Origin of the sequence: Rhizobium sp. BR 314 (assembly GCF_047445805.1) — a bacterium.
Lineage (GTDB): Bacteria > Pseudomonadota > Alphaproteobacteria > Rhizobiales > Rhizobiaceae > Rhizobium > Rhizobium lusitanum_B.
On the sequence record NZ_JARWLA010000038.1, the window covers coordinates 44,796 to 71,611 of the forward strand.

At 60.1% G+C, this 26,816-nt stretch carries 25 protein-coding genes; 19 read left to right on the forward strand and 6 right to left on the reverse strand.

Annotation, left to right across the window (positions count from 1 at the left end; translation table 11 throughout):
* Positions 1–22: 22 nt before the first annotated feature.
* The 9 genes from QD461_RS30630 (at position 23) to QD461_RS30670 (ending at position 11,217) form a co-directional block, all read left to right on the forward strand.
* Complete coding sequence (locus QD461_RS30630) at positions 23–1,783, forward strand: dihydroxyacetone kinase family protein (protein WP_414090963.1); 1,761 nt, start codon at positions 23–25, stop codon at positions 1,781–1,783.
* Positions 1,784–2,004: 221 nt separating this feature from the next.
* Complete coding sequence (locus QD461_RS30635) at positions 2,005–3,036, forward strand: isopenicillin N synthase family dioxygenase (protein WP_414090964.1); 1,032 nt, start codon at positions 2,005–2,007, stop codon at positions 3,034–3,036.
* Positions 3,037–3,360: 324 nt separating this feature from the next.
* A complete protein-coding gene (locus QD461_RS30640; protein ID WP_414090965.1) occupies positions 3,361–4,497 on the forward strand; it encodes a transporter substrate-binding protein in 1,137 nt (378 codons plus the stop codon).
* On the forward strand, positions 4,494–5,075 hold the full coding sequence (locus tag QD461_RS30645; RefSeq protein WP_184705169.1) for an ANTAR domain-containing response regulator: 582 nt from the start codon (positions 4,494–4,496) through the stop codon (positions 5,073–5,075). The genes QD461_RS30640 and QD461_RS30645 overlap by 4 nt, the downstream gene beginning before the upstream one ends.
* Positions 5,075–5,923 carry an ABC transporter permease gene (locus tag QD461_RS30650; RefSeq protein ID WP_414090966.1) on the forward strand — a complete coding sequence of 283 codons (849 nt, stop codon included), beginning with the start codon at positions 5,075–5,077 and terminating at the stop codon, positions 5,921–5,923. Before QD461_RS30645 ends, QD461_RS30650 begins: the two co-directional genes overlap by 1 nt.
* The gene (locus tag QD461_RS30655; protein WP_004110494.1) at positions 5,923–6,843 is read left to right on the forward strand and encodes an ABC transporter permease; all 921 of its coding nucleotides are present in this window, start codon (positions 5,923–5,925) and stop codon (positions 6,841–6,843) included. Before QD461_RS30650 ends, QD461_RS30655 begins: the two co-directional genes overlap by 1 nt.
* Before the next feature lie 26 nt (positions 6,844–6,869).
* Entirely contained in the window at positions 6,870–8,489 is a 1,620-nt protein-coding gene (locus QD461_RS30660) for an ABC transporter substrate-binding protein (RefSeq protein ID WP_414090967.1), read from the forward strand.
* Between the two features lie 83 nt (positions 8,490–8,572).
* Complete coding sequence (locus QD461_RS30665; RefSeq protein WP_184705603.1) at positions 8,573–9,517, forward strand: acetamidase/formamidase family protein; 945 nt, start codon at positions 8,573–8,575, stop codon at positions 9,515–9,517.
* Positions 9,514–11,217 carry an ABC transporter ATP-binding protein gene (locus tag QD461_RS30670; RefSeq protein ID WP_414090968.1) on the forward strand — a complete coding sequence of 568 codons (1,704 nt, stop codon included), beginning with the start codon at positions 9,514–9,516 and terminating at the stop codon, positions 11,215–11,217. Before QD461_RS30665 ends, QD461_RS30670 begins: the two co-directional genes overlap by 4 nt.
* A gap of 93 nt (positions 11,218–11,310) precedes the next feature.
* Here QD461_RS30670 and QD461_RS30675 read toward each other — a convergent pair whose 3' ends face one another.
* Positions 11,311–11,631 carry a 2Fe-2S iron-sulfur cluster-binding protein gene (locus tag QD461_RS30675; protein ID WP_184705162.1) on the reverse strand — a complete coding sequence of 107 codons (321 nt, stop codon included), beginning with the start codon at positions 11,629–11,631 and terminating at the stop codon, positions 11,311–11,313.
* Between the two features lie 110 nt (positions 11,632–11,741).
* Positions 11,742–12,974, reverse strand: coding sequence for a cytochrome P450 (locus tag QD461_RS30680; protein ID WP_184705160.1), 1,233 nt, complete (start codon positions 12,972–12,974; stop codon positions 11,742–11,744).
* A 59-nt stretch (positions 12,975–13,033) separates the two neighbouring features.
* On the opposite strand from QD461_RS30680, the gene QD461_RS30685 reads away from it, so the two are divergent.
* Complete coding sequence (locus QD461_RS30685) at positions 13,034–13,975, forward strand: helix-turn-helix domain-containing protein (protein WP_414090969.1); 942 nt, start codon at positions 13,034–13,036, stop codon at positions 13,973–13,975.
* 139 nt (positions 13,976–14,114) lie between these two features.
* Complete coding sequence (locus QD461_RS30690; RefSeq protein ID WP_184705157.1) at positions 14,115–15,041, forward strand: cation diffusion facilitator family transporter; 927 nt, start codon at positions 14,115–14,117, stop codon at positions 15,039–15,041.
* Between the two features lie 46 nt (positions 15,042–15,087).
* On the opposite strand, the gene QD461_RS30695 is transcribed toward QD461_RS30690, so the two are convergent.
* Entirely contained in the window at positions 15,088–15,654 is a 567-nt protein-coding gene (locus tag QD461_RS30695; protein ID WP_184705155.1) for a TetR/AcrR family transcriptional regulator, read from the reverse strand.
* 198 nt (positions 15,655–15,852) lie between these two features.
* Here QD461_RS30695 and QD461_RS30700 point away from each other — a divergent pair, with 198 nt between their 5' ends.
* Positions 15,853–17,364 carry a DHA2 family efflux MFS transporter permease subunit gene (locus tag QD461_RS30700; RefSeq protein ID WP_414090970.1) on the forward strand — a complete coding sequence of 504 codons (1,512 nt, stop codon included), beginning with the start codon at positions 15,853–15,855 and terminating at the stop codon, positions 17,362–17,364.
* Positions 17,365–17,384: 20 nt separating this feature from the next.
* On the opposite strand, the gene QD461_RS30705 is transcribed toward QD461_RS30700, so the two are convergent.
* From QD461_RS30705 to phnF, 3 genes are all read right to left on the reverse strand, one after another.
* Positions 17,385–18,551 carry an acyltransferase family protein gene (locus tag QD461_RS30705; protein ID WP_414090971.1) on the reverse strand — a complete coding sequence of 389 codons (1,167 nt, stop codon included), beginning with the start codon at positions 18,549–18,551 and terminating at the stop codon, positions 17,385–17,387.
* Between the two features lie 156 nt (positions 18,552–18,707).
* Positions 18,708–19,520, reverse strand: coding sequence for a class I SAM-dependent methyltransferase (locus QD461_RS30710; RefSeq protein ID WP_414090972.1), 813 nt, complete (start codon positions 19,518–19,520; stop codon positions 18,708–18,710).
* Positions 19,521–19,622: 102 nt separating this feature from the next.
* The gene (gene phnF / locus QD461_RS30715) at positions 19,623–20,381 is read right to left on the reverse strand and encodes a phosphonate metabolism transcriptional regulator PhnF (RefSeq protein WP_414090973.1); all 759 of its coding nucleotides are present in this window, start codon (positions 20,379–20,381) and stop codon (positions 19,623–19,625) included.
* Between the two features lie 222 nt (positions 20,382–20,603).
* Here phnF and QD461_RS30720 point away from each other — a divergent pair, with 222 nt between their 5' ends.
* From QD461_RS30720 to QD461_RS30750, 7 genes are all read left to right on the forward strand, one after another.
* A complete protein-coding gene (locus tag QD461_RS30720) occupies positions 20,604–21,851 on the forward strand; it encodes an extracellular solute-binding protein (RefSeq protein WP_414090974.1) in 1,248 nt (415 codons plus the stop codon).
* A gap of 10 nt (positions 21,852–21,861) precedes the next feature.
* Positions 21,862–22,746 (forward strand): carbohydrate ABC transporter permease, encoded by an 885-nt coding sequence (locus QD461_RS30725; protein ID WP_414090975.1) that lies wholly within the window; start codon positions 21,862–21,864, stop codon positions 22,744–22,746.
* Complete coding sequence (locus tag QD461_RS30730) at positions 22,743–23,582, forward strand: carbohydrate ABC transporter permease (protein WP_414090976.1); 840 nt, start codon at positions 22,743–22,745, stop codon at positions 23,580–23,582. Before QD461_RS30725 ends, QD461_RS30730 begins: the two co-directional genes overlap by 4 nt.
* Before the next feature lie 7 nt (positions 23,583–23,589).
* Positions 23,590–24,390 carry a PfkB family carbohydrate kinase gene (locus QD461_RS30735; RefSeq protein WP_414090977.1) on the forward strand — a complete coding sequence of 267 codons (801 nt, stop codon included), beginning with the start codon at positions 23,590–23,592 and terminating at the stop codon, positions 24,388–24,390.
* Positions 24,391–24,532: 142 nt separating this feature from the next.
* Positions 24,533–24,991 carry a phosphonate C-P lyase system protein PhnG gene (phnG, locus tag QD461_RS30740; RefSeq protein WP_414090978.1) on the forward strand — a complete coding sequence of 153 codons (459 nt, stop codon included), beginning with the start codon at positions 24,533–24,535 and terminating at the stop codon, positions 24,989–24,991.
* A gap of 2 nt (positions 24,992–24,993) precedes the next feature.
* Complete coding sequence (locus tag QD461_RS30745; protein WP_414090979.1) at positions 24,994–25,488, forward strand: phosphonate C-P lyase system protein PhnH; 495 nt, start codon at positions 24,994–24,996, stop codon at positions 25,486–25,488.
* Between the two features lie 66 nt (positions 25,489–25,554).
* Complete coding sequence (locus QD461_RS30750) at positions 25,555–26,751, forward strand: IS256 family transposase (protein WP_004110519.1); 1,197 nt, start codon at positions 25,555–25,557, stop codon at positions 26,749–26,751.
* Positions 26,752–26,816: the final 65 nt, after the last annotated feature.

Sequence of the window (26,816 nt, forward strand, 5' to 3'; positions counted from 1 at the left end):
ACCAAGAAGAAGGATTGAACGCATGACCAAAATCTTCGACGCTCCGGAGGAATTCGCAGCAACGGCACTTGCCGGCTTTGCGGCGCTTCATCCGCACTTCGTTCGACTGATAAAGGGGGGCGTTGTCCGCTCCACATCGGTGCCGAAAGGTAAGGTCTCGGTCGTCGTCGGCGGCGGGTCGGGTCATTATCCTGCCTTTGCCGGCTATGTCGGGCCGGGCTTTGTCGATGCAGTTGTCGCGGGCGATGTCTTCGCCTCCCCCTCGACGGCGGCGGTCGCCCGGGTGTGCCGCAAGGCGCATCATGGTGGCGGTATCCTGCTCAGCTTCGGCAACTATGCGGGCGACGTCTTGAATTTCGGCGTGGCTGCCGAACGTCTGCGCGCCGAAGGCATCGATGTTCGCATCGTGGCGGTGACGGACGATGTCGCCAGTGCCCCTACAGAAACCGTATCGAAGCGTCGCGGCGTTGCCGGCGATCTCGTGGTCTTCAAGATAGCCGGCGCGGCGGCCGAAGCAGGTCTGCCCCTTGATGAGGTCGAGCGCATCGCTCGGCATGCCAATGCCCGCACCGTATCCTTTGGCGTCGCCTTCGATGGCTGCACCTTGCCCGGTTCGGCCGGCCCGCTCTTCACTGTGCCCAACGGCAAGATGGCGCTAGGCCTCGGCATTCACGGCGAACCCGGCATCAGCGAGGAAGCGATCGTCAGCGCCAGCGAACTCGCGACGCTGCTCACGGAAAAGCTCCTGCCGGAGCGCCCCAAAGACACGCGGAAGGTCGGCGTCATCCTCAACGGCCTCGGCGCCACGAAATATGAAGAGCTCTTCGTGCTCTGGTCATCCATTGCGGGCCGATTGCAACAGGCCGGCCTGGAAATCGTCGCACCGGAGGCGGGCGAGTTCGTCACCAGCCTGGACATGCAGGGCTGCTCGCTGACCCTGGTCTTCTTGGACGACGAGCTGGAGCAACACTGGATCGCACCCTGCAGCAGCCCGGTCCTTCGCCGCGGCGCGACGATCCCCACGACACCGGCGATCGACAATCTGGCCGACGAGGATATGCTGACGACCTACCCGCCTGCCGATGGCGAAGGCCAGCGCGGCGGTGCTTGCATCGTCCGCATCTTCTCGGAGACTTCGCTTGTGCTCCACGAGGCGGAGGAACAGCTCGGCCGGATCGACGCCTATGCCGGCGACGGCGACCATGGACAAGGCATGGCCCGCGGTGTGACGGCTGCTCTGGAAGCAGCCAGGGCGGCAAGCGCTGCAAAGGCCGGAACCGCAAGCGTGCTGGCTGCGGCCGCCGACGCCTGGGCGGACCGCGCCGGCGGCACATCGGGCGCGATCTGGGGGCTTCTCCTTCGGTCCTGGAGTACCGCACTTAGCGACAATGGTCCTATCGATGACCGGGCCGTTGTTGCCGGCGCGCGGCAGGCACTCGATGGCGTGGTGAGGCTCGGTGGCGCCAAGATCGGCGACAAGACGCTCGTCGACGCATTCTCTCCATTCGTCGATACGCTGGAAAAAAGTTTCGCCGAAAGCGGGTCGCTTTCCACCGCCTGGAGGCAAGCAGCCTCGGCGGCAAAACTTGCAGCCGAGGCAACGGCGCAATTACTTCCCAAGCTCGGGCGCGCACGTCCCCTTGCAGAAAAAAGCCTTGGCCATCCCGACCCCGGCGCGGTTTCCTTTGCGATGATTGCGACCCGTGTCGCCACCTGCTTTGATAGTTGGAAGCAGGGCGCGACGGAAACATCGGAACACGGTCTGAGCCCGCCCCTCGCATGACGAGCGGCGCGGCCGTGACGACAAAAAACCATTCCAAGAGATGCGCAATCTTTGAGATGATCTTGTTTGCTTCAGCAAAGGATGGATCATAGCGTTGCTTCAACCATTGGACGTCCTTGCCCCCTCGGCGGCACCGTGAGCTTCGGATGCGTATTACGCGCCGGCAACAGCTTCATGGCCGCAGCGAAAGGTGACAAGCGCATTTGAAAAGGAACGCGTCGTTGACCATTCACACCACACCGGCCGCGGCATCGTTGCCGACCTTGGATCTCTCCCGCTTCTATGCCTCATCGCAAGAGCGGCAGGCTTTCATCGCCGAATTGCGCAAGGTGCTTCACGATCATGGCTTCTTCTACCTGACGGGTCATGGTGTCGATCCGAAGTTGATCGGCGATGTCGTGGCGACGGCAAAGCGCTTCTTCTCGCTTCCTCTGGAAGAAAAGCTCGAGATCGAAATGGTGAAGTCACCGCATTTTCGCGGCTATAATCGCGCCGGACAGGAACGCACGCGTGGCGAGCAGGATTGGCGCGAGCAGCTCGATATCAACACGGAAGAAGAACCAGCCGAACTCAGCCAGGATAGCCCGGCATGGCGGCGCCTGCAGGGACCCAACCAGTGGCCCGAAGCCCTGCCGGAACTCAAGCCCTTGCTGCTCGCCTATCAGGCGGAAGTGACGCGAATCGGCATTGATGTGCTCAAGGCGATCGCCGCGGCCCTCGGTCAGCCGGAAAATGTCTTTGCAGACATATATCAGCCTCAACCCTCGCAGCTCTTGAAGATCATTCGCTACCCCGGACGGGATGTAGCGGAAACCGACCAGGGGGTCGGTGCCCACAAGGACGGCGGATTCGTCACCGTGTTGCTTCAGGACACCACGCCGGGTCTACGCGTGCGTACCGAAGATGGCGTATGGATAGACGCGCCGCCGGTTCCCGGCACTTTCGTCATCAATACCGGCGAGTTGCTCGAGCTTGCGACGAATGGTTTCGTCCGCGCAGACGTGCATGACGTCATCGCACCGCCTGCGGGCGTCGAGCGCTTCTCGGTCGCCTTTTTCCTGGGCTCTCGCCCGGACGCCACGATTCCGGTCATCGACTTGCCAGAAGACCTGAAGCGTGCCGAACGCGGCATATCGGTCGACCCCCTCAACCCGATCTTCCGCGAAGTCGGCCAGAACCAGTTGAAAAGTCGATTACGGTCGCACCCGGATGTCGCGCGTGCCCACTATGCGGAGCTGCTCGCCTCGGAGTAGTCGTTGCCTCGAAATAGGAGCCGATGCGCAGCGCACATCGGCTCTGATCGCTGATATCACTTGGAGACGGACGCCTCTGGCAAACGGCCGTCTTAGCTGGTTCGACCGCGAGGCGCGCCAATACAGACGGTTAGGGCCGAAGCTCCCAATTCGGCCTGCTCGTGCCTTGACAAACTTAAAATGACCGTATTTTAATCACGCTCAAGATATGAGCAAACGGACTTGTCTTACTGACATGATACTGTTTGCCAACGGGCAACAGCGCCCCACAACGCCCCGGTTTCCGGGATATGCGTTGTGGGTTTTTTTGTTTTGGGAGATGCGATGCAGACCGCCGTGAAGATCGGCATTCTCTATTCGACCACCGGGCCATACGGCTCGCTGGGGCGCGAGGCTCAGCTTGGCGCCGAATTCGCACTTCACGACTATCGCCGCAATGGCGGCCGGAAAGTGGAGTTGGTCTTCTTCAATCCGCATGCGGATCTGGCCGCTTATCTCGAAGGCGCTCGCAGCCTGATGCGCGACAGCGGTTGCCGGCACATCGTCGGCACGATCACGTCCGCCGCGCGGAAGGAAGTCATTCCACTTGTCGAGAAGCATGACGGCCTGCTGTGGTACATGTGCCCCTACGAAGGCTTCGAGGCGAACGAAAACGTCATCTATATCGGCGCCTGTCCCAACCAGCATCTCATACCGCTATTCGAGCACCTCATCCCGCGCCATGGACCGCGGCCCTATCTCGTAGGCGCCAACTATGTCTGGGGCTGGGAGATGAACCGGCTCGCCCGCGAGCTGATCGTCAATGCCGGGGGAACGATCCTTGGGGAGCGTTATCTGCCGCTTGAGGAAACATCCGTCGAACGCATCGTCGCGGACATTGCGGAGAAGCGGCCGAGCTTCATCCTCAACAATCTGATCGGCCCCTCGAGCTATGCCTTCCTGGCTGCAATCGCCGAACTCGGGAAACGCGATCCGGCGTTCCTGCCGGAAAATTGCCCTGTCGCCAGTTGCGACCTGACGGAATGCGAGTTGACGGATATTGTGGGCGGCGCCGTCGGTCAGCTTTCAGCGCTTTCCTATTTCGACGGCCTGGAAACCAGCGAAAACATCGCCTTCAAGTCCCGACTCAAGGCATGGCGGCCTGACATCGGCAAGGTCTCAACCATTTTCGCAAGCTCCTACACCGCCGTCGCGCTTTGTATTGCCGCGATAGAATCTTCGGGCAGCGAGGATCCAGTAACGGTGCGACAGGAGGTGGTCTCCCGATCCTGGCCATCGGTGCTTGGCAACCTTGTGGTCGATCCGACGACGAACCATGCGGCACTCCCCTTCTATCTCGGACGCATCAACGACCAGCACGGGTTCGATCTGATCGCCTCGGAGCAGGCCATCCCCGCCGATCCCTATCTGATCACAAGCAGACAGAAGCCGACGCGGCATCTGCGGGTGGTGCAATCATGAACGGCACACCCAATTTCGCCGGCTGGCGCGTCACGCTCCTTGCGGAAGACGACACCAATACAGAGAGGCTGAACCGCCAGCTCATCGTTCTCGGCATGCGGGTGAACCGCCAATGGAAACCCATTCCAGCCAACGATCTACCGGATTTGGTCGTCGTCGACGTCGACCGTGGCTGGGACGAACTGATTCCATGGAGCGGCGACAAACCGCTGCGGCCCGTTGTTGCCGTGCTCGGTTCGGAAGCGCCCGGCCGTATCGCCTGGGCCATGCGCCAGGGCGCCGGCTCGATCATTCAAAAGCCGGTGACGGCATCTGCCGTCTTTCCCGCCCTCGTGCTGGCGGTCTCCATCCATGAGGAGCGTCTGACCACAGCAAGACGCATCGCCCATCTGCAAGAGCGCCTGAAACTGCGTCCGGTCGTCTTCACAGCAATCGAACGGCTCAAGGCCGAGCGCAAGATCGATGACGAGGGCGCCTATGCAATCTTGCGAAATTGCGCCATGCGCCGGCGCCTTCCGGTCGAACAAATCGCCGCCTTCTTCCTGGTCGGCTCCGAAACACTCTCCGAGGTCGGCTGATGCGGGTACTCAAAGAACTTTGCCGACAACCCGCAGGGTTGTTCGGCCTCATCATTGTTGTCATCGTCGTCGCCATGGCGATCGCGGCACCGTGGCTTGCGCCTTTCGACCCTGATAACCAGATGTTCGACGGCCTGACGCTGGAAGGAGCGCCCATACCGCCGGGCGGGCAATTCCTGCTCGGCACTGACACGCTCGGCCGCGACCTTCTTTCGCGACTGCTGTTCGGCGCAAGGACGTCTCTGATCATCGGCCTCGTTGCCAACGGCGTCGCCGTGACGATCGGCCTCTTCGTCGGGGTCATGGCCGGCTATCTGCGCGGCTGGGCCGGCAGTCTGCTGATGCGCTTCACCGACCTGATGATGGCTTTCCCTGCCCTTTTGCTCGCCATTGTGCTTGCGGCAATCCTGAAGCCCAGCCTTTGGATCGTCGCCATGGTCATTGCGCTCGTGAACTGGGTGCAGGTGGCCCGCATCGTCTACACCGAAACGCGCGCCCTGGTGGAACGCGATTTCATCATGGCCCAGCGGGCGCTCGGCGCCGGCCACGTCCGCGTCGTCGTCCTCCACATTTTGCCGCATCTGGTTCCCACAGCTATCGTCTGGGGAACGCTCGGCATCGCAACGACCGTTCTTCTAGAGGCGACGCTCTCCTTCCTCGGCGTTGGCGTGCAGCCGCCGCAACCATCCTGGGGCAACATCATTTTCGAAAGCCAGAGCTATTTCCAGGCCGCCCCCTGGCTCGTCTTCTTCCCCGGCGCGGTCATTCTGCTCACAGCCCTCGCCTTCAATCTCGTGGGTGACGCGTTGCGCGACATTCTCGATCCGACCCAGAGAGGCAGAGGCTGATGCTGAACGTTCTTGCACGGCGCCTCGTCCAATCGGCGCTCATCCTCCTCGGCGTCGCCGCCATCACCTTCATACTGCTCTATGCACTGCCGGCCGACCCCGCGCGCATGATCGCCGGCCGCAGCGCCACCCCGCAGACGGTTGACAATATCCGCCGCGAGCTTGGTCTCGATCAGCCGCTACTGGCGCAATTCATGCACTATCTGAATGGCCTGCTGCACGGTGATCTCGGCCGATCCTATGCCCAGAAAACTCAGGTCATGACCCTCATCCTGGCCCGCTTGCCAGCGACGATCACCCTGATGGCGGCAGGCATCTTCGTCGAAGTGCTGCTTGGCCTGACGCTCGGCATCATCGCAGCGCTCGATCGCGGCGGCCCAACCGACCGGCTCGTCATGGCATCCGCTTTCGTTGGCGTCTCCGCCCCGCAATTCGTCGTCGCATTGCTGTTGCTCTACCTCTTTGCCGCCACGCTTGGATGGTTCCCGATGAGCGGCTACGGCAGCTTCTCGAATATTGTGCTGCCGGCGGCCACGCTCGGCCTTCTCGGCGCCGGCTGGTATGCGCGCATGGTTCGCTCCGCCATGATCGACGTGCTGAACCAGGATTTCATCCGCACCGCACGCGCCAAGGGCCTCTCCGGGCGGCGCATCATCCTGCGCCATGCGCTGCCGAACGCCATCCTGCCGATCATTGCCATGATCGGCATCGATATCGGCCAGTTCATGGGCGGCGTGGTCGTAGTGGAAGCCGTCTACGGCTGGCCGGGAATCGGCCAATTGGCCTGGCAGGCGATCCAGCAGGTGGACATCCCGATCATCATGGGTGTCACGCTCACCTCCGCGCTCGCCATCATTCTCGGTAATCTGGCGGCCGACCTTATCGCACCGCTTATCGATCCACGCATTCGTTCGCATTGAATCACACCAAGAAGGGGAACTAACCTATGTTCAAAAGCTGGTTACTCAGAACGACGACCGCTGCCATGCTGGCCTTCACGCCGCTGGCCGGCCATGCCTCCGATCAGCCCACCCAGGGCGGCAGCATCACCGTTACCTATAAGGACGACATCACCACGCTGGATCCGGCCATCGGCTATGATTGGGTGAACTGGTCGATGATCAAGAGCCTGTTTTCCCGTCTGATGGACTACGAACCAGGCACCGCAAAGCTCGTCCCGTCGCTCGCCGAAAGCTTCACCGTCTCCCCGGACGGCCAGACCTATACCTTCAAGCTGCATAAAGGCGTAAAGTTCTCGAATGGACGAGAGATCGTCGCCTCCGACATCAAATATTCGATCGAACGCGCGGTCAACCCGAAGACGCAAGGTCCCGGCGCCGGCTTCTTCGGTGCGATCAAGGGCTATGAGGATATGGCCGCCGGCAAGGCCGACAACCTTCCGGGCATAGAAGCCCCGGACGCAGGTACTGTCGTTTTCCATCTGAGCCGCCCCGACGCGACCTTCCTGCATGTGCTGGCGATCAACTTCGCCTCCGTCGTGCCGAAGGAAGCCGTCGAAGCAGCGAATGGCGACTTCGGCAAGAAGCCGGTCGGCTCCGGCACCTTCATCCTGAAGGACTGGACCATCGGCCAGAAGCTCGTCTTCGAGCGCAACAAGGACTACTTCGCCAAGGGCGTTCCGCATGTCGACAGCTTCACCGTCGAAGTTGGCCAGGAGCCGCTCGTGGCGCTGCTGCGCCTGCAGAAGGGCGAAGTCGACATCGTCGGCGACGGCATTCCGCCGGCAAAATTCCTGGAAATCAAGAATTCTCCCGACGGCGCAAACATGATCGTCGACGGCGAGCAGCTGCATACCGGCTACATCACGCTCAACACCAAGGTGAAGCCCTTCGATAATCTGAAAGTCCGCGAAGCCGTCAACATGGCCGTCAACAAGGATCGCATTACGCGTATCCTGAACGGCCGCGCGACACCAGCAAATCAGGTTCTGCCGCCGCTAATGCCGGGATACGACAAGTCGTTCCAGGGCTTTGCCTATGACGTGAAGAAGGCCAAAGCTCTTCTCGCTGAGGCTGGGTTCCCGGACGGTTTCTCAACTGTGCTCTACTCGACCAACACCGATCCGCAGCCGCGCATCGCCCAGTCGATCCAGCAGGATCTGGCGGCAGTCGGCATCAAGGCTGAGGTTCGCGCACTTGCACAGGCCAATGTCATTTCCGCTGGTGGCACCGAAGGCGAAGCGCCGATGATCTGGTCGGGCGGCATGGCTTGGATCGCCGACTTCCCGGATGCATCCAACTTCTACGGTCCGATCCTCGGTTGCTCCGGCGCCGTTCCAGGTGGCTGGAATTGGTCGTGGTACTGCAACAAGGCCCTGGACGAGCGCGCCGTTGCGGCCGATTCCATGTCGGATCCGGCCAAGGTTGCCGAGCGTCAGGCGGCCTGGGGCAAGATCTTCACCGACATCATGGCCGATGCCCCTTGGGTACCCGTCATCAACGAGCGCCGTGTAGTCGCCAAGTCGCTGCGCATGGGTGGTTCGGGCAACATCTATGTCGATCCGACCCGCGTCATCAACTACGACGCGATCTTCGTGAAGCAATAAGCCAAGAAGACGACCAATCCGTCTCCCTCGCTGCCGCGAGGGAGGTGGGCCAAATGCCAGCGGAATTGAACTCGGAGACCATCATGTGCATCGCCTGCACCCACACCATTCATCGCGCGCAGCATCATTTCGGCTGGAACAGGGACTTTCCGCCGGCGCTGACGGCAAAACCTGGCGAAACCATCCTGTTCGAATGCATGGATTCATCAGGCGGCCAGATGGGCGCCGATGCGACGCTGGAGACGCTCGTCAATCTGGATTTCGCCAAGATCAACCCCGTCTCCGGTCCCGTCTATGTGGAAGGCGCCAAGCCCGGCGACGCCCTTAAGGTGACCATTCGCAAATTCCACCCGATCGGCCACGGCTGGACGGCGAATATTCCGGGCTTCGGCCTTCTCGCCGACCACTTCAAGGACCCGGCACTGCATGTCTGGAAGTATGACAGCGTCACCATGGCGCCTTCAGCGTTCGGCCCGGGCGGTCGTGTGCCCCTGAAGCCGTTTACCGGCACGATCGGCGTCGCACCGGCAGAACCAGGGCTCCACTCCGTTCTCCCGCCCCGTCGCGTCGGCGGCAATTTGGACATCCGTGATCTGACGGCGGGCGTCACGCTCTATCTGCCGATCGAAACGGAAGGCGCACTTTTCTCGGTCGGCGACACCCATGCGGCGCAGGGCGATGGCGAAGTTTGCGGTACGGCCATCGAAAGCCAGATGAATGTCGAATTGACACTCGATCTGGTTAAGGGCGCCAACCTTCAGACCCCGCGCTTTACGACCACCGAACCTGTCACGCGACATCTCGACGGCGCCGGCTACGAAGTCACCACAGGCATCGGCCCGGATCTGATGACGGGGGCAAAGGAAGCCGTGATGCGCATGATTGACCTGCTTGCTGCCGAGCATGGCCTCAATCCGGTCGATGCCTACATGCTCTGCTCGGTTTGCGGAGATCTGAGGATCAGCGAAATCGTCGATATGCCCAACTGGGTTGTTTCCTTCTATTTTCCAAGGATTGTCTTCGCGTGAGCAATCAAAGCGCCCGTTCAGCGGTTCTCTCCGTCCGCAACCTGAGCGTCGATGCTAGGACGCCGGAAGGGCTGAAGCGCATTCTCGATGATGTGAGTTTCGACCTCGAGCCCGGCAAGACGCTTTGCCTTGCGGGCGAGTCGGGATCCGGGAAGTCGGTGACCTCCCTCTCGATCATGGGCTTGCTTCCCAAGGCTTCGCTGAAGGTCGCATCGGGTGAGATCCTGCTAGAAGGGCGCAATATCGTCGGCATTCCGCACCGCGCCCTGCGTCAGATCCGCGGCGGAGAAGTGGCGATGATCTTTCAGGAACCGATGACCTCGCTCAATCCGGTCATGACGATCGGGGCGCAGCTCATCGAGGCCATTCGCGAACATCAGGCTGACACTGCTGGCGATGCCGCACAGATCGCCAAGTCGATGCTCGACGCCGTCCATATCACCGACGCCGCCAAGCGCTTGACCCAATATCCTTACGAGCTTTCCGGCGGCATGCGGCAGCGTGCCATGATCGCCATGGCCCTGTCATGCCGTCCGAAAGTGCTGATCGCCGACGAGCCGACCACGGCGCTCGATGTGACGGTGCAAGCCCAAATCCTGACGCTGATGCGGGAGCTTCGCGACGAATTCAATACGTCGATCCTGCTGATTACCCATGACATGGGCGTCGTCGCCGAGATGGCCGATCGTGTCGCGATCATGCAGAATGGCCGCATCGTGGAACAGGGCGATGCGCTTGATGTCTTCGGCAAACCCAGCCAGGCCTATACGCGCGAACTGCTGGCCGCCGTACCGCGCCTTGGCACACATGCCGGTACGGACGCGCCACCGCGCATTTCGAGTGCTCCCGCCATGGTTGCGCCGGCCACGCCGATCGTCGAGGTCGAGAAATTGAGCGTAACCTACGGCGGCAAGACGGGATTGTTCGGCAACGGCAAGACCGTTGCACCCACAGTCAACGAGGTGTCCTTCACGATCAAGGCCGGCCAGACGCTTGGGCTGGTGGGCGAGAGCGGCTCAGGCAAATCCACCACGGGCAAGGCCATCCTCAATCTCATCGGCTTTGCAGGAAGCGTGAAGATCGAGGGCCGTGAGGTTCATGGGCTGTCTGCCGCGAAAATGCAGCCGGTGCGCCGTACAGCGCAGATGATCTTTCAGGATCCCTACGCCTCGCTCGATCCCCGCATGAGTGTGGGTTCGGCGATCGCCGAGCCGCTCGTCATCCACAATGTCAGTAATGCGTCCGAGCGCAAGGATCGCGTCTCGGCGCTGTTGAAACGCGTCGGGCTGACGCCGGACGCTGCAAGCCGCTATCCGCACGAATTCTCCGGTGGCCAACGTCAGCGCATCTGCATTGCGCGGGCGCTGGCGCTCGAACCGAAGCTGATCGTTGCCGACGAAAGCGTGGCCGCACTCGACGTTTCGGTGCGCGCGCGCGTTCTCGACCTTATGCTTGAGTTGCAGGAACAGATGGGACTTGCCTATCTCTTCATTTCGCACGACATGGCCGTGATTGAGAAGATGTCGCATCACGTCGCCGTCATGCGCGGCGGCCGCATCGTGGAAATGGGCACGCGCCGGCAGATATTCGAAAATCCGGGCGACGATTACACGCGAAACCTGATGGCTGCCGTTCCGATACCGGATCCGGCTCACTATCGGCAAGCACGCGAGGGATTGCGACAAGCCAGCCAATCATAGCGACAAGAGAAGCGCCGACATCATCGCCGGCGCCATCCTCAAGGCAAAGTCGAATTCGGAGAGATTGTCTCGGCTTGCCCGAAAACCTCAGGATCAGTGCTGGTTATCGGGAACGATGACGCGCATGCCGTCGGTGGCGGCGCTCATCAGGAGCTGACAGCTAAGGCGACTATTTGGCTTCGGCTCCATTACGAACTCGATCATGTCAGCCTCTTCCTGTGAAGGCGGCGGCAGCAGATCGAGATGAGCCTCATCGATATAGCAATGACAGGTGCCGCAGGCCAAAGCGCCGCCGCATTGCGCGACGATACCATCGATGCCACTTCGGACGGCGATGGCCATCAGCGTTTCGCCATCTTCCGCATTCACACGCGTCTCCCCACCGGCGGAATCGACGAATACGACTTCACTCATTGCATTCTCCATGCTTTCAACAGAGCATATTCGCTTTTCTCCAAGTAGCGAAAATGCTTATCCTCTTGTTTTTCTAGGCATCTCGAGCGGAAAGCCGCTATGCATCCGGTTCAAGCGGGAACAAGACGGATGTTGAGGCGCTGCGGCCCGCGAACTGACAGCCCGCGCTTGTAGGCAGGACGCTCGTCCAGCAACTCGATCGAACGGGTACGCTGCAGCAGCGTCGAGAATATGATCTCCATGTCCAACCGTGCCAAATGATTGCCGAGACAGAAATGCGCACCGCCACCAAAAGCCACATGCCGGTTGGGCGTCCGCTCGATATTGAACCGATCGGGCGCCTCGAATTGCTCGGGATCGCGGTTGGCCGCACCGTAAAGCAAGCCGACCTTGGTGCCCTTCGGCAGGCTCTTGCCGGCAATGATCTTCTCTTCGGTCAGATAGCGATGGAAGAACGGCAGCGGCGATTCAAATCGGAACATTTCCTGAATCGCAGTCGGCATGACGGCCGGCGTGTCTCTGAGCTTGGCCAATGCGTCCGGATACTGCAGAAGCGCGTGCATTCCGCTGCCGAGCACATCGATCGTCGAGCCGTGGCCCGCCATCAGGATCAGCATGCAGGTGGAAACCAGCTCGTCCTCGGTCATTTCGCCGCTGGTGTAAGCCTGCGTGAGCCGACAGAGAAGGTCTTCGCGCGGGTTGCGCACGCGATCGGCAATGAGTTCCTTCAGCAGTTCGTAGAATTCGGTCGTCGCACGCTCGGCGATGGCCTTGCGCTCGTCGCTGCGGTCAACATCGAAATATTGCACGACCTGTTCGGACCACTTACGCAACTGTCCGGCATATTCGTCCGGCACGCCCAGCACAGAGCCGATAATATGGCCCGGAACCTCCGAGGCGAGATCCTCGACGAAATCGATCGTTCCGACATCGAGCAACCGATCGAGCAGCTTGTCGACGAACTCCTGGATCATCCCGCGCTGGCGCGCGACGAGAGCCGGGGTAAATTCTCGAAAGACTTTGCGGCGCAGGCGATCATGGGTTTCGCCGTCGGAGTCCAGCAGGCTGAACTGCACGAAGCGCGAATGGTTCGGCATGTCATGCCAATTCAGACGCACCTTCTCCGCTTCTATCTCCTGAGGTGATAGAAAGTACTCCATCGAGCGGACCAGCGTCTTGTCTGCAGCCGCAGCGGCGACATCCTGGTAGCGCGACAGTAGCCAAATATCGAAATGCTCGTAATAGACCGGGCCGGGACAGTCGCGCAGCTCGCTGTAAGACGCATAGGGATCGTCTGCGAATGCTTGCGAAAGCGGATCAAATGCGGGTGACGCTGTAACCACCTGAACCTCCTCTACTCCGGTTAATCCCCATAGAATAGCCGCCCAACCCGTCGAAAGACATGGATGGCAGCCGCAGCGATATGGATAAAACTCTCATCTTCCGATATCATCGGCGGATCATGACTGACGAAGCGACCTCGGCGAAGATCGATGCCCTCGATGAAGTCTTCTTTCAGACCCCGGGGCGGCTGTCGCGTGCCCTGCCCTATTCCCTGCTCGCTGCCGGGCGCCGGACCTGCACCCCCGCCGAAGCGCCCATCGCCCACCGGTTTAATCACCATACGCTGATCCTCACGCTCAGCGGCAAAGGCGCGCTTCATATCAGCGGCCAGTCAAGCCATATGCGGGAGGGAACCGTAGCCTGGCTCGACTCCTCGATGTTGTATTCACATGGCTGTGAGCCTCGTTGTTCCCACTGGTCGTATCTCTGGCTCGGATTCGTCGGTCACGGGGTGGACACCCTGTTCGACAATCTTGGCGTAGGCCTTAATCCTGTCTTTGAGACCGCAGCGCACCATGATCTGCGGCCCTTGTTCGAGAGCATTCTCCGCGAGGTCGAGACCGGTAGCTTCCTGGCAGAGAACCGTTGCTTTGCGCTGCTTGCGCAACTTATCTCAATTCTCGTGTCCGAACGAGCGGATGCAGGCGATCTCAGCAGCGCGGTACAGCGGCTGCAGCATGTGGTGGAAACCGTGCGGGCCAACCTTTCGCACCCCTGGAGCGTGGGCGAACTTGCCGCTGCAGCGAATCTGAGCCAGGCGCAGCTCTTTCGCCGCTTCCGGCAGAGAATGGGGACGACACCGCTCGATTGGCTGCGCCACGAGCGTGTCAGTGCCGCAAAGCGGCTCCTTGTCGTCACAGATGAGAAGATCGGCGCTATCGCTACCAGATGCGGCTACCTCGACCCCTTCCACTTCGCCCGCGATTTCAAAAGGCTGGCTGGCGTGACGCCCAGCGCATTCAGACAGCAAGGACACGGCACAAGGCGATACCATTCTTGATGGCCCAAGCGACAGCCGACAAGCACGGCCGCCCGTCAATCGGTCAATCCTATGGGTTCCTGCATGAAAGCACTAAACCTGCCGTATATTATGATCTTGCCCGAAATCCATGCCGGATATCCCTCAAGAGGATCGAAGAGTGACCACTGAACAAAGCGTGCTGCGCATTTCCATCATCATAACGTTCGTTCTTGCGGCCGCTGGCATCGTATTCGGGCTTTTGTCTGGTTCCTATGCCATCGTCTTCGACGGCATCTATGCCCTGACGGACGCGATCATGACGATCGTTGCACTAATCGTCTCCAACCTGATCATTACCGCCGCCACGAGTAATGCAAGCACGGGCAGGTTCGTCAAGCATTTCACCATGGGTTTCTGGCATCTGGAGCCCATGGTCCTCGGCCTCAACGGCATCCTGCTGACCGGTGCGGCGATCTATGCGCTGATCAATGCTATCGGCAGCATCATGGCGGGTGGCCGGCACCTCTCATTCGATCAAGCCATTATCTACGCTGTGCTGACCATGATCATAGCCTTCCTCATGGCTGCCTATGCCAGAAGAGCGAACAAGGAGATCGGCTCCAATTTCATCGCGCTGGACGCCAAGGCCTGGGTCATGACCGGCAGCCTGAGCACAGCCCTGCTCCTCGCCTTCATCTTCGGCTTCGCCATTCAAGGCACGACGCTGGAATGGATGTCGCCCTATGTCGACCCGCTGGCGCTGGCGGTCGTCTGCCTCGTAGTCATTCCGATGCCGCTTGGAACGATCAAGCAGGCATTCGCCGACATCCTGCTCGTGACGCCCGTGGCGCTGCGTGAGCATGTCGATCGCGTCGCCGCCGACGTGGTGCGCCGCTATAATTTCGAATCCTATCGCGCCTATGTCGCGCGGGTCGGTCGCGGTAAACAGATAGAACTCTATTTCATCGTGCCGAAGGACGACCCAGCGAAGAAGCTCGAGGAATGGGATCGCATTCGCGACGAGATTGGCGAGGCGATCGGCGATGAAAGTCCCGACCGCTGGCTGACGATCGCCTTCACGACCGATCACGAATGGGCCGAGTAATCCAGACGCCGCATCATCACGGAGTTACTCTCTGACGATCGGAAAATCAGGCGACAAGGATCCGGCCGAAGAGCAAGGACAGCCGGTCGCAGATTGCCCCGGCATCTCCGTTGCCGGTAGCGATGGCATCATCAACGACGCCGTGCATGCCGTCATAGATGGCGATCGCGGCCGCGCGCACGTCCGGCAACGACCAAGCATCGGCTTTAGCGCCTTCACCCAGCAAGGCCGAAAGCTGGGCGATGACGATTTCCTTCTCCTTCGAATTCCTGTTGCTGTGGCGGAATTCGTGAAAGACCACATCGTGAAGCTCATAATTGGCGATATAGGCCTCGACCGTTCCACGCAGCCACGTCGCGAAACGAGCCCGATGATCGTCACCCGGACACTGCGCCAGAGCGTCGGCGACCTTCTTCGTGAAGTCTCGCGAGAAGCGCTCGCGTAGGGCAAGGATCACATCCTCCTTGGTGGCGAAGTAGTGATAGAAAGTTCCCTTGCCGACGCCCGCGAGCTCCACGATATCGTTGACGGTGGTCGCCTCGATGCCTTTGGCGATGAAAAGGTCCGCCGCGGCCGTCATCAGATCGTCGACGCGAACCTCCGCCGGAAGCATCAATCGTTTCCGCGGCAGTTGAGTTTGCCCAGTTCTCGCGGACCGCGTCCCGATTGCCATTTCTACCGCCCTTCCGTTGCTCAGCCGCGAGTCGAGTGATGACACATTCGTTCCGCACTTGGAAGCTTAACGCGTATTGACCGACGGTCGGTCGGAATGCATTAATATATATATATCATCGATATAGGCCTTCAATAAATGACAGTAAATCGCAGATCCGTCGCCGCTGCCGCCGTTTATCTCGGCACATTCATGGCTTCGCTTGCCATCAGCATCGTCAGCGTTGCCCTCCCGGCAATTCAATCCGACCTCGGCATCGGCCTCTCGGGCCTGCAATGGGTCGTAGGCACCTACACATTGTGCCTTTCGGCCTTCATGTTGTCCGCCGGCCCTCTGGCTGATCGCTATGGGCGTAAGCGGATATGGCTCATCGGCGTGGCGCTGTTTACAGTCGGCTCGGCCGTTTGCGCCTCAGCGCATAGCCTGGAGATGCTAATTGCAGGATGCGCCCTGCAGGGCGTTGCGGGCGCCTTGGTAATTCCAGGCGCGCTATCCATATTAACGCAAGCCTTTCCGGATCCCGCCGAACGGGCTCACGTCATCGGCGGCTGGTCGTCTTTCAGCGCGGTCTCCCTCATCCTCGGCCCGATGCTCGGTGGCCTTCTCGTCGATCACGCAGGCTGGGCCAGCATCTTCCTCGTCAATCTTCCAATCGGCATGGTCACGATCTCGCTCGGCCTGTTGGGCATAGAGGAGAGCGCCAATCCCGAGCATGCCGCGCTCGATCCCGCAGGCCAGTTCCTGAGTATCGCTTTTCTGGGGTCCTTGACCTTCGCTTTGATCAATGCCGGCAACGCCGGCTGGTATGCCCGCGAAACGATTTTCTCGTTCCTCACCTCGTCCATTGCCCTCATGCTCTTCATCGTCGTGGAACTTCGTGCGTCACGTCCGGTTTTTCCGGTCGATCTCTTCCGGCAGGCGCCATTCGCATCGGCCAATTTCGCGTCGCTGGTGCTCGGCTTCTCCGGTTACACGAGCCTCTTCCTGTTCTCGCTCTTTCTTCAGCAGGGGCAGGGCTGGACCCCGACGGATGCAGGTTGGCGCATGGCGCCGGTCTTCGCCGCCATGTTGTTTGCCTCGTTCATCTTCGGCAAACTGAGCCGACGCTTCGGAATGAACCGGCTCATGATTGCGGGCTATATCATCCTTGGCGTTTCGATGCTGGCCATGACCTCATTCACGCCGACGACACCCTATTGGATCGTCGCGCCGGCATTCACTCTGCTTGGTATTGCCTTAGGAGTAGCCGTTCCCGCGACAGGTGCTGCTGCGATGGGTAGCGCCCCACGCGAACGAACGGGTGCCGCTTCCGCAACCATGAACGCGCTGCGACAGGGTGGCATGACCATCGGTATAGCCCTTCTTGGAACCATCATGAGCACACGCGCCACTGCATCCCTGGAAGGCACATTGACGGGCTCCGGCAGCGAACATGCCGCCACACTCGCCGCCGTTGCCGTCCAACGGCATGAGATGCCGGTCGGCCTTTCCATAGCCCCGGAAACCTTCCAGAGCCTGCTCAAAGAGGCCTCCACGCACGGCTTCGCCTCGGCGGCCATGGTTGCGGGCGCACTTGGCCTTGTCGCAACGCTTGTCCTTACCGTTTCGGCCTATCGCACAGCACGCCAACGCAGTTCAGCGTCACATTGAAGGAGTTCGGCGCGCCGGCTCTACGCGCTTTCGGTGTCGGCACCCGGCGCGCGGGCAGCCCCCGCAGCTTTCGGGCGTCCCAGCCGGCGCGTAAAGCCCTGCACAAAAGCCGTGAGCGGTTTCTCGACGAACCTGCAGAGCACAAGAGCAAATATCGCTGCGGTGATGGCGCCGCACGCAACGAAGAGGCCGAGCGGAAGCTGATCTCCGACGAATTTCTCCCAGATGGCGCGCAGCGGCCGCAGGATGAAGGGATGCGAGAGGTAGAGGCTGTAGGAGGCATCCCCGAGCGCAATACCCCACACCACAATCCTCCCGGATGGTAGGGCCGGACCAATCGCAGCGGCGAGGACGAACAGGGCCGCCGGCAGGCCGCTTCGCAGGAATTGCGGCAAAACATCATCTTCCCAGATGGCGGAGAAGCGCACGAAGCCGAGAAGACCGATCGCCATCATGCCCAGTGCCGGCCAGATGCCGATCCGCAGGCCGCTGCGAAAGATCAATGCAACATAGACGCCGAACAGAAATTCCAGGATGATCGGACTCGTCCAGAAAGCCAGCTGTACCTGCTGTGGAGAAACCACATTGCCGATGAGCGCCAAGCTCACCATCAGCACCGAGAGCCAGAAGATTCCAAGCCGGATCGGCAGGATCAGCGCCAACCCGAAGAATACGTAGAACAGCATCTCGTAGTTCAGGGTCCAGCCAAGAGCGAGCACAGGCCTGATCTCATCAATCCCACGGCCGGAGGGGATGAAGAAGTAGGACGCCAATACATGCGGGGCATCGCCGATCGGCACATTGAGCAATGACGGCGCAATGGCGGCACCAAGCAGCAGCACGCTCGTCAACAACCAGTAAAGTGGAACCACCCGCGCGCAGCGCCGCAGAAAGAACCGCAGCGGGGCGCCGCCTTTGCCGAATTCGGCTGCGGCGGTATGCGTCATGATGAAGCCAGATAGTACGAAGAATATGTCTACCCCGAAGCCGAGGTTCCATGTGGCGCCGTCGATCGGCACGCGACCCGCCGCGTCGGACAGGCTTGCTGTCTCATGCATGGCATGCGCAACCACCACGGAGGAGGCGGCCAGCGCGCGCAGGACCTGGAGATTGGAAATCACGCGAGAGGACTTACCGGCGTCACCGCCGGCAATTCGACTGCCAGGTGCGTTTTGATGAGAATCCACCAGAAATCCCAGTATACATTGCCTTGGATCTCTATTCCGTACTCCGCGCGATATAACAACTTCTCGCCGAACGTATAAATCGACCGCTTTGCTTGGAAATATAGTTATTTCTCCGTTAATTCCTCGCTGACACCGTGCCAACAGCCGGAACGAGCTTCATGCAATGGCAAGGACAACATGCGCCTGAATTTTCGCGGCAATCTCGCCGCTGCCATGTCTGTCTGCGATTGCTGCCGCGACATAGTCGGTCACAGCCGACAGCGTTCCGGCTTGCTCCGCCTCTATTTCATTGCGCAGAAGCGTTCCCTGGCAATAAGCCGACGCCACCAGTTGCGACGACGCCGCGCGGCTTTCGGCGGCTGTTGTTTCTATCTGCACCCGTGAGAAACCCGCCTGTTCGAGATCCCTGCGGATCACCTCCAGATCGTGATAGCCGTGCGGCATGCGGGCAAGAAAGCGCGGTGGGGCGTTCGGAAACAACCTGGCGAGCGCGTTCGTCACATCATCTGCGAAAATATTCTCCTCGAGACGATCCCACACGTTGAACAGGAAATGTCCCCGGGGCATCAGGACGCGCCTTGCTTCACGATAGGCAGCCGTACGATCGGGAAAGAACATCGCGCCGAATTGGCAAAGGACGAGATCGAATGCCGCATCTTCAAAGGGCAGCATCATGGCATCCGCTTGCCGCCATGTGACGCGGCTGTCGGACGGTTGCCGCAGCGCCGCATGGTCGAGCATCGGCTGATTGAGGTCGGTCGCAACATAGGTTGCATCAGCAGGGAGTTTGGGCGCCAAGGTGCGTGTCACGACCCCGGTTCCGGCGGCAATCTCCAAGACCGCTTTCGGCGCCAGGGAGCCGGCGCGCCGCGCAATGTCTGTCGCATAAGGCTCGAAAATCAGCGGCACCATATAGCGGTCATAGTTTTCCGGTATCGAGCCGGCGAATAGCCTGTCCGCCTCCAACATCAACATCGTCCCCCCGCGCTTGAGAGGCTAATATGTTTAGCACATCAGAGCGGAAGCGTCATTCACAACGGCTCGGAAGCAAGCGCGCAGAGCGAATTCCGTTCAGCCCGCATCGGCGCGCGCCAGCACATCCAGAAGCTGGCTGGTATTGTCGATGGAGAACTGCACACGCTCACCCGGCCATATGGATTCGGAATAGGAGATCGGTGTGCCCTTGAGGTCCACATCCACCTTCCTGAGCGCGACCACCGGCTGCGATGCCGACTGACATAGCTGCTTTGCCTCCTCATTTGTCGGCAAGCGAACGATGATGTCCGTGCGCAGGCGGATATAATCGGGGATGCCATACTCGGCGAGGATAAGCGTCACGCTTCGCCCGCTGCGTCGCGCCTCATCGAAACCTGGGAAACGGCGCACCGGAAAGTAGGCATGCGAAAAATTTATCGGCTCTTCATCGGCAAAGCCGCGTCTGACGATATGATAGACCGGCTCGCCTTGGGGAAGCCGCAAGGCTTCGGCAATCAGTTCGGTGGCAGGCACTACCTCTTCGTGAATGGCCTGCCCAAGCGGCTCCCTGCCCTGATCGAGCAGATTCTGGGAAAACCGCGTGCGCTCCGACAGGCGGTAGTCGAGGCGGCTGTCTCTTACGAAGGTTCCCCGCCCCTGCTCGACCAACACGAGCCCTCGGCTCTCCAGCCGGGAAATCGCGCGCCGTATGGTGTGGCGCCCAACGCCGAAGCGTTCCATCAGATCCGCCTCGGTGGGAAGCTGCGCCTTGGGTGACAGACGGCCGGTCAGAATATCCTCGGCGATATCGCTCTCGACCTGTTGCCATTGCCCATGCAGCAGTTTTTTTTCCATGCCCACCCATCCGAATTCTATGATGTCATTCGAATGTCATATATCGGCTCCAGCGTTGGTTTTCAATCTCTCTCCGGCGATCATCATCCTGAAGAGAGCCATCAAAGCCAATTTTCCTCCCGTATTTTATGGTCAGGCTTTGAGATCTTCACATGAGTGTCACCCGCGCCCATTAGATAGATATTCGGATGTTTTATTATTCATTCGAATATTGAGGGTATAATGGTAGCGCTTAATCGTCGGCAATTCATCGCGGGTACGACCGCAGTCATCGGCACATCGATCGCAATGACCGGCAAAGCCCGTTCTGCCGATGCGGCGATTGAAATTTCGAGCACCTGGGGTCCCGACAAGCCGTTCCAGAAAGTCGTCGATGCGTTCAACGCAAAGAACCTAGGCGTAACCGTTACCAACCGGTTCGATGGCGACTATGAAGCCGTCACGGTCAAGGCTGTCGCCAGCGTCGCTGCCGGTCGACCGCCAGCCATGATGATCACCGGCTGGAAGTTCGGCTATTTTGCCAAGCGCACGCTCGGCGCGCGTGATCTGCGTGAGATCAATGCTGCGAAGGCTGAGGTCATTCTCGCCAATTTTCGTTCCTCCGTATTACCGCTGGTCACGATCGATGGCGCAGTCATCGGCCTTCCCTGGGCCATGTCGACGCCAATTACTTATATCAACAGCGAGATGTGGAAGGCTGCCGGCCTCGACCCCAACCTTCCGGAAACACCGGACACCAAGTGGCTGTACGAGAGCGCACGCAAGCTCGATGCGGCCCTGAAAGGCAAGCATCCGACCTATCGTTCGCCGATCTCGCTGTCCAACAACGAATGGACGAGCCAATCCTTCATCCAGAATGCCGGCGGCTTCATCATCGATCCCGATGGCAAGCTCGCCCTGAACAGCCCGGAAGCAATTGCCGGCATGGGCGAATACTGCGCGCCGGCCCATGAGGGCCTCTGGCTGCCCGTTGGCGACAAGGAACAGGTCGCCGCGTTCCAGTCCGGCGCGCTTGCCATCTGCACGACCAGCTCGACGGCAGCGATTTCCTTCCCGTTCGGCGCCGCCAAGGCCGTCACGACCAAGTTTCCCGGCCTTGCAGGACATCCGCGCAAGATGAACAGCGGCGGTAATTTCCTCGCCGTCTACACCCGCAACAAGGAACAGGCGGAGGCTTCGCTTGCCTTCCTCGAATTCTGCGCTTCGAAGGAAGGGCAGGCACTCTGGTCCCAGACCGGCTATCTCAACACGTCGCAGCACGACATTCCGCTGATCAACGAGTTCATGAAGCCCGCGGCCGCACAACTGGCGGACGGTTTGACCGCAGAAACGATCTGGCCGGGCAAGCGCGGCCTCGAAGGTCAGGCGGTTTGGCGCAAATGGGTTGCGCGTATGCTGCTCAAGGAAACGACAGTTACCGACGGCATCAAGGGAGCTCACGACGAGCTTGCAGGGCTGATTTCGGCATAGGCTTCGTATCATGCCATTCCGTTTCAAATCGCTGGCCCCCTATTTGTTCGTGGGGCCGGCCGTGCTTGCCGTGGCGATATTTCTCTACGGACCGCTCCTCGCCTCTATGCTGCTATCGGTAGTCGACTGGAATCTGCTATCCGCAGGTATCCGCTTTGTCGGTGCCGACAATTATGCATTGATTTTCGGCAATTCCGACTTCCGTCTGGCTGCCTGGAATACGCTTCTTTATTGCATCGTCCTCATCCCCGCCGAGATCATTATCCCCTTGATCTTTGCCGTCATGCTGCATTCGGTGCGCAAGAATCCCTTGCAGGGGCTCTATCGCGGCAGCCTGTTCCTGCCCACAATCGTGGCCTATTCCGTTGCGGGTGTCGCCTGGTCCTGGCTGTTCAATCCAGTCAATGGCTTGCTCAATGAAGTCCTGGGCTACTTCGGCTTTCCGCCGTCGCGTTGGCACACTGATCCGAACCTTGCATTGTTCTGCGTCAGCCTTGTTACCTTCTGGAAGACCTTCGGCCTCAACATGCTTTTATGGCTGGCGGCGCTGGCAAGTCTGCCGAAACAGCTGCGCGAGGCATCACAGCTCGACGGCGCCGGCTCGACACGGCATTTTTTCAACATCAGCCTGCCGCTGATGACGCCGACCGCCTTCTTCATCAGCGTCACGACCTTCTTCCATGTCCTCGACGATATCGTCGGCGTCATCGATGTCCTGACCCATGGCGGACCGGCGGGGAGAAGCTCGAGCCTTCTGTATTTCCTGTGGCAACAGGGCCTAATGTTCTTCCAGTTCGGCCCGGCCAGCGCCGTTGCCGTTATCATCATAGCTCTCGTACTCGCCATTACATGGCTGCAGTTCCGCGTCAGCGAGAAGCGGGTGCATTACAGATGAGCAATATCGGTCATAAGCTTCACAGGTTGCTGCTGCACGTCGTGCTCATGGCAATCTGCATCGTCACGATATTTCCGCTTGTCTGGATGGTGGCCGCGGCTTTCACGCCGAACGACATGATCATGGCAAAGACCGTGCGCCTCTGGCCGGAAAATCCGACGCTGGCGAATTTCACCATTGCCGCAAGCCGTCATCCCATCTGGATGTGGCTGTGGAACTCCATCCTCACGGCAAGCCTTATCACCGCCGGAAAGCTCATTCTCGCGATCCCGGCGGGTTTCGCCTTCGGACGGCTAGAGTTCAAAGGGAAGCAGACGCTGTTCTGGTTCGTCATCGCCACCATGTCCTTTCCGAATGTGCTGGCGATCATTCCGACATATATCGCCGTGGTGAAGCTTCAGGCTTTCAACACCTATGGCGCGATGATCATCCCGTCGATTCCCTATATCGGCTTTTATGTCTTCTACATGCGGCAGGCTTTCCGGTCGCTGCCTGGCTCGATGTTCGAGGCGGCACGCATCGATGGAAGCGGCCTGTGGCGGCAGTTCATCGAGATCGGCGTTCCAAACGTCATCCCAGCAATAGCTGCCCTTTCGGTGGTTTCCTTCATGGGTGCCTGGAACATCTACCTCTGGGGCCAGCTCGTGCTGGATGATGCTTTCAAAAAGACGCTGACGACCGGTATTGCCGTCTTTGCCGATATCGAAAGTTCGGACCGGCCCTGGGGTCCATTGATGGCGACAAGTCTGCTGTCGATCGTTCCGGTTCTCTTGATCTTCCTACTGGCGCAGCGTTTCATCGTGGACGCGTTGGCACCAGGCATTGACGACAGATAGGCAAAGCATGCCCAGAGTAATTGTAATCGGATCGGTGAACCACGATCGCATATGGCAACTGGATGGCCCGTTGGTTCGAGGCGGCCGAATGCATTTCTCATCCCGAACAACCCGGCTTGGCGGCGGCGCCTATTACACCGGCCAGCAGCTTCTGGAATTAGGCGCCAACGTCGCCATCGTCTCGCGGTTGATGCAGGACGACCAAGGGCAAGCGGCCCTTGAGTCGCTTGCTTCGGCCGGTTTCGACACCGACTATATCGTGATGACCCCAGGAGAAACCGCGCCGCTGGAAATTCTCCTGGAGCCGAACGGGGAGCGGACGATCATCGGGCCAGCCGGACGATCCTATCCCTTTACGGCCATAGGGACGTTGTCGAGCGCCGGCGTCTATATCAATGCCTTTACTCTTGATGAGCACATTGTCGATCAGATCAGTGCGCAACCACTCGTCCTCTCCCAATTTCCACTCAAGCCGGCGACGCCGCGCCCAGCGGACTACGTCATCTCCTCTCGTGACGATGTCCCGGACGATCTTGCCCACGCTTGGCAACGCGCCGCAGCAATCGCCGGTTCGCGCCTGAAGATGCTCGTCCTCACCGATGACCCCAACCCGATCACGCTGTTCGACGGCGCGGACGCCATCGAGGTCGAACCGGCGGACAGGGTCGCTCCCGCAAACACGATCGGCGCGGGTGACCGCTTCGCAGGAGCTTTTCTCTTCGCCCTGCTGCAAGGGCAGACGCCGGCGGCTGCCGCACTGGACGCAAGCCGTGTCACGGCCGAATGGCTGCGCCGGCGCGACGACTGAGCGCGACGCACGGGTCGAGAAATCTCATCTGCGACAGCAAAACGCGATAGACAATTCATTCGGATGATTATAGTAGTCATCCGAATGTTTCCGGTGACCCATCGCCGGCATCGAGCGACCCCTAAGTGCCAAGGAAAAGACGATGACTAAGGAGAAGACTGGTGATCCGGTCGGCGCATCCTGTGCCCATGCGCAGACCCTGGAGATTCTCGCAGCAAGCCGTCCGACAAACATCAAGGCCACCGCCGAACAGCTGCTCGACACACTTGGCGACGTCGACGTTGTCGTCAACCGTACCGGCCTTGTGATGCTTCCGTTGACGGATACCGTCCAGGGCACCGCCTTTCACTTGGGCGAAGTGCTTGTATCCGAAGCGCATATCCGCGTGCCGGGACAGTCCGTAGAAGGCTATGGCGCCATCATTGGCCGCGACCTCGAGCATGCCATGGCAATGGCGATCATCGATGCGGCAATTGCCAGCAATCATCGAGCCGACATCATTCTCGAATTTTTGAACGCCGAGCACGACCGTCAGCGGGAAGAAGACAGCCAGCGACTGCGAAACGTCGAAGCGACCCGCGTGCAGATGGAGACATTCTGACCATGGCACATTCCCTTACACCGACCGTGGACGATACCCGCACCAATGCCACGTTTGAAGATCTCATGTGGGCTCTCAGCCGGCCCGGCCAGCCTCGCGACATGTCGGAAGAGGGTTTCTGGAGCCTCGCGGAGAGCCTGCTCGATCGCGAATGCAGCTTCCATTGCGAAGACGACGCCTCTTTGAGCTCTGTCCTGACCGCAACGGGCGCCCACCCGGCGCCGCTTGCCGAGGCGGACTATGTCTTCGCGGCAATCGACTCTGCCGAGAAGCTCAAAGTCCTCGCCTCGCTGCGCATCGGCAGCCTCGCCTATCCGGACGATGCGGCGACGCTGTTTGCCCCCGCGCGAATTGGTTCCGGACAGCGGCTGCGTCTTTCCGGTCCCGGCATCAGGGATAGCATCACGGTCGATATCGATGGCGTCGATCCCGCCTTCTGGCAAATGCGCGCAAGAGCGATCCGCTATGATCGTGTCCCATGGAGTGGTGTAGCTTGATTTCATAGCCATCGGTGATTTCCGGTAGGGTCGGGTTGCTTAGAGCCAACCTGAGGGACACCACCGATGACCGACGACATGATGAACCTGCGCTCACTCGTTGAGAAGAGCGCTGATGCCGATTTGCTGCGGGAGATGATCGGCTTTGCTGCCGAGAAGCTGATGGCGCTGGAGGTCGGCACGAAGACCGGCGCGGCCTATGGCGAGAAGAATGGCTTCCGGCTGGCCCAGCGTAACGGCTATCGCGACCGGGATTGGGAGACACGGGCGGGCACCGTCGAGCTGCGCATTCCCAAGCTTCGCACCGGCAGCTACTTCCCGAGCTTCCTGGAGCCGCGCCGCATGGCCGAGAAGGCTCTGACGGCGGTCATCCAGGAGGCTTATATCCAGGGTGTTTCGACCCGCTCTGTTGATGACCTCGTCAAGGCCATGGGCATGTCGGGCATCTCCAAAAGTCAGGTGTCCCGGCTCTGCGAGGAGATCGATGAGAAGGTGAAGGCCTTCCTCGACAGGCCCATCGAAGGAGAATGGCCCTACCTGTGGATCGATGCGACCTACCTCAAGGTTCGGCGCGGTGGTCGTATTGTCTCCGTCGCCGTAATCATCGCCGTCGGCGTCAACACCGATGGCCGACGCGAAGTGCTCGGCATGGAGATCGGCACGTCCGAGGCCGAGGCGATCTGGACCGAGTTTCTTCGAAAGCTGATCAGGCGGGGGCTGCGCGGCGTCAAGCTCGTCGTCTCCGATGCCCATGAGGGCATCAAGGCCGCAGTATCGAAAGTGCTTTCCGCCACCTGGCAGCGCTGCAGGGTGCACTTTATGCGCAATGCCTTGGCCCATGCTGGAAAGAGCGGACGCCGGGTTGTCTCCGCGTTCATTGCAACGGCCTTCGCTCAGGACACGCCGGAGGCCGCAAGCACTCAGTGGCGCAACGTCGCCGACCAGATCAGGCCAAAGGTACCGAAGCTCGCCAGTCTCATGGACAGTGCCGAGCAAGACGTGCTCGCCTACATGACCTTTCCCAAGCAGCATTGGGCCAAACTTCACTCGACCAACCCCATTGAGCGATTGAACGGTGAGATCAAGCGGCGCACAGAGGTCGTCGGCATTTTCCCCAACGACGACGCCATCGTGCGCCTGGTCGGTGCGCTGCTGCTCGAACAGAACGATGAATGGGCCGTCCAGCGATCCCGCTACATGACACTTGAGACAATCGCCACAATGAGCGATGATCCGCTCATCAGCCTGCCAGCAGCAAGCTGATACTCATCCGACCCTCTGGGATGAGCCGTGGTCGTCTAAGCTACACCACGTCCTGGGACATGATC

Coding starts and splice junctions, on each gene's coding strand:
- QD461_RS30660 (WP_414090967.1), top strand. CDS start 6,870: ATGTTCAAAAGCTGGTTACTCAGAACGACGACCGCTGCCATGCTGGCC.
- QD461_RS30630 (WP_414090963.1), top strand. CDS start 23: ATGACCAAAATCTTCGACGCTCCGGAGGAATTCGCAGCAACGGCACTT.
- QD461_RS30720 (WP_414090974.1), top strand. CDS start 20,604: ATGGTAGCGCTTAATCGTCGGCAATTCATCGCGGGTACGACCGCAGTC.
- QD461_RS30675 (WP_184705162.1), bottom strand. CDS start 11,631: ATGAGTGAAGTCGTATTCGTCGATTCCGCCGGTGGGGAGACGCGTGTG.
- phnG (WP_414090978.1), top strand. CDS start 24,533: ATGACTAAGGAGAAGACTGGTGATCCGGTCGGCGCATCCTGTGCCCAT.
- QD461_RS30695 (WP_184705155.1), bottom strand. CDS start 15,654: ATGCTTCCGGCGGAGGTTCGCGTCGACGATCTGATGACGGCCGCGGCG.
- QD461_RS30685 (WP_414090969.1), top strand. CDS start 13,034: ATGGATGGCAGCCGCAGCGATATGGATAAAACTCTCATCTTCCGATAT.
- QD461_RS30725 (WP_414090975.1), top strand. CDS start 21,862: ATGCCATTCCGTTTCAAATCGCTGGCCCCCTATTTGTTCGTGGGGCCG.
- QD461_RS30700 (WP_414090970.1), top strand. CDS start 15,853: ATGACAGTAAATCGCAGATCCGTCGCCGCTGCCGCCGTTTATCTCGGC.
- QD461_RS30655 (WP_004110494.1), top strand. CDS start 5,923: ATGCTGAACGTTCTTGCACGGCGCCTCGTCCAATCGGCGCTCATCCTC.
- QD461_RS30735 (WP_414090977.1), top strand. CDS start 23,590: ATGCCCAGAGTAATTGTAATCGGATCGGTGAACCACGATCGCATATGG.
- QD461_RS30650 (WP_414090966.1), top strand. CDS start 5,075: ATGCGGGTACTCAAAGAACTTTGCCGACAACCCGCAGGGTTGTTCGGC.
- QD461_RS30665 (WP_184705603.1), top strand. CDS start 8,573: ATGTGCATCGCCTGCACCCACACCATTCATCGCGCGCAGCATCATTTC.
- QD461_RS30730 (WP_414090976.1), top strand. CDS start 22,743: ATGAGCAATATCGGTCATAAGCTTCACAGGTTGCTGCTGCACGTCGTG.
- phnF (WP_414090973.1), bottom strand. CDS start 20,381: ATGGAAAAAAAACTGCTGCATGGGCAATGGCAACAGGTCGAGAGCGAT.
- QD461_RS30645 (WP_184705169.1), top strand. CDS start 4,494: ATGAACGGCACACCCAATTTCGCCGGCTGGCGCGTCACGCTCCTTGCG.
- QD461_RS30640 (WP_414090965.1), top strand. CDS start 3,361: ATGCAGACCGCCGTGAAGATCGGCATTCTCTATTCGACCACCGGGCCA.
- QD461_RS30745 (WP_414090979.1), top strand. CDS start 24,994: ATGGCACATTCCCTTACACCGACCGTGGACGATACCCGCACCAATGCC.
- QD461_RS30750 (WP_004110519.1), top strand. CDS start 25,555: ATGACCGACGACATGATGAACCTGCGCTCACTCGTTGAGAAGAGCGCT.
- QD461_RS30710 (WP_414090972.1), bottom strand. CDS start 19,520: ATGTTGGAGGCGGACAGGCTATTCGCCGGCTCGATACCGGAAAACTAT.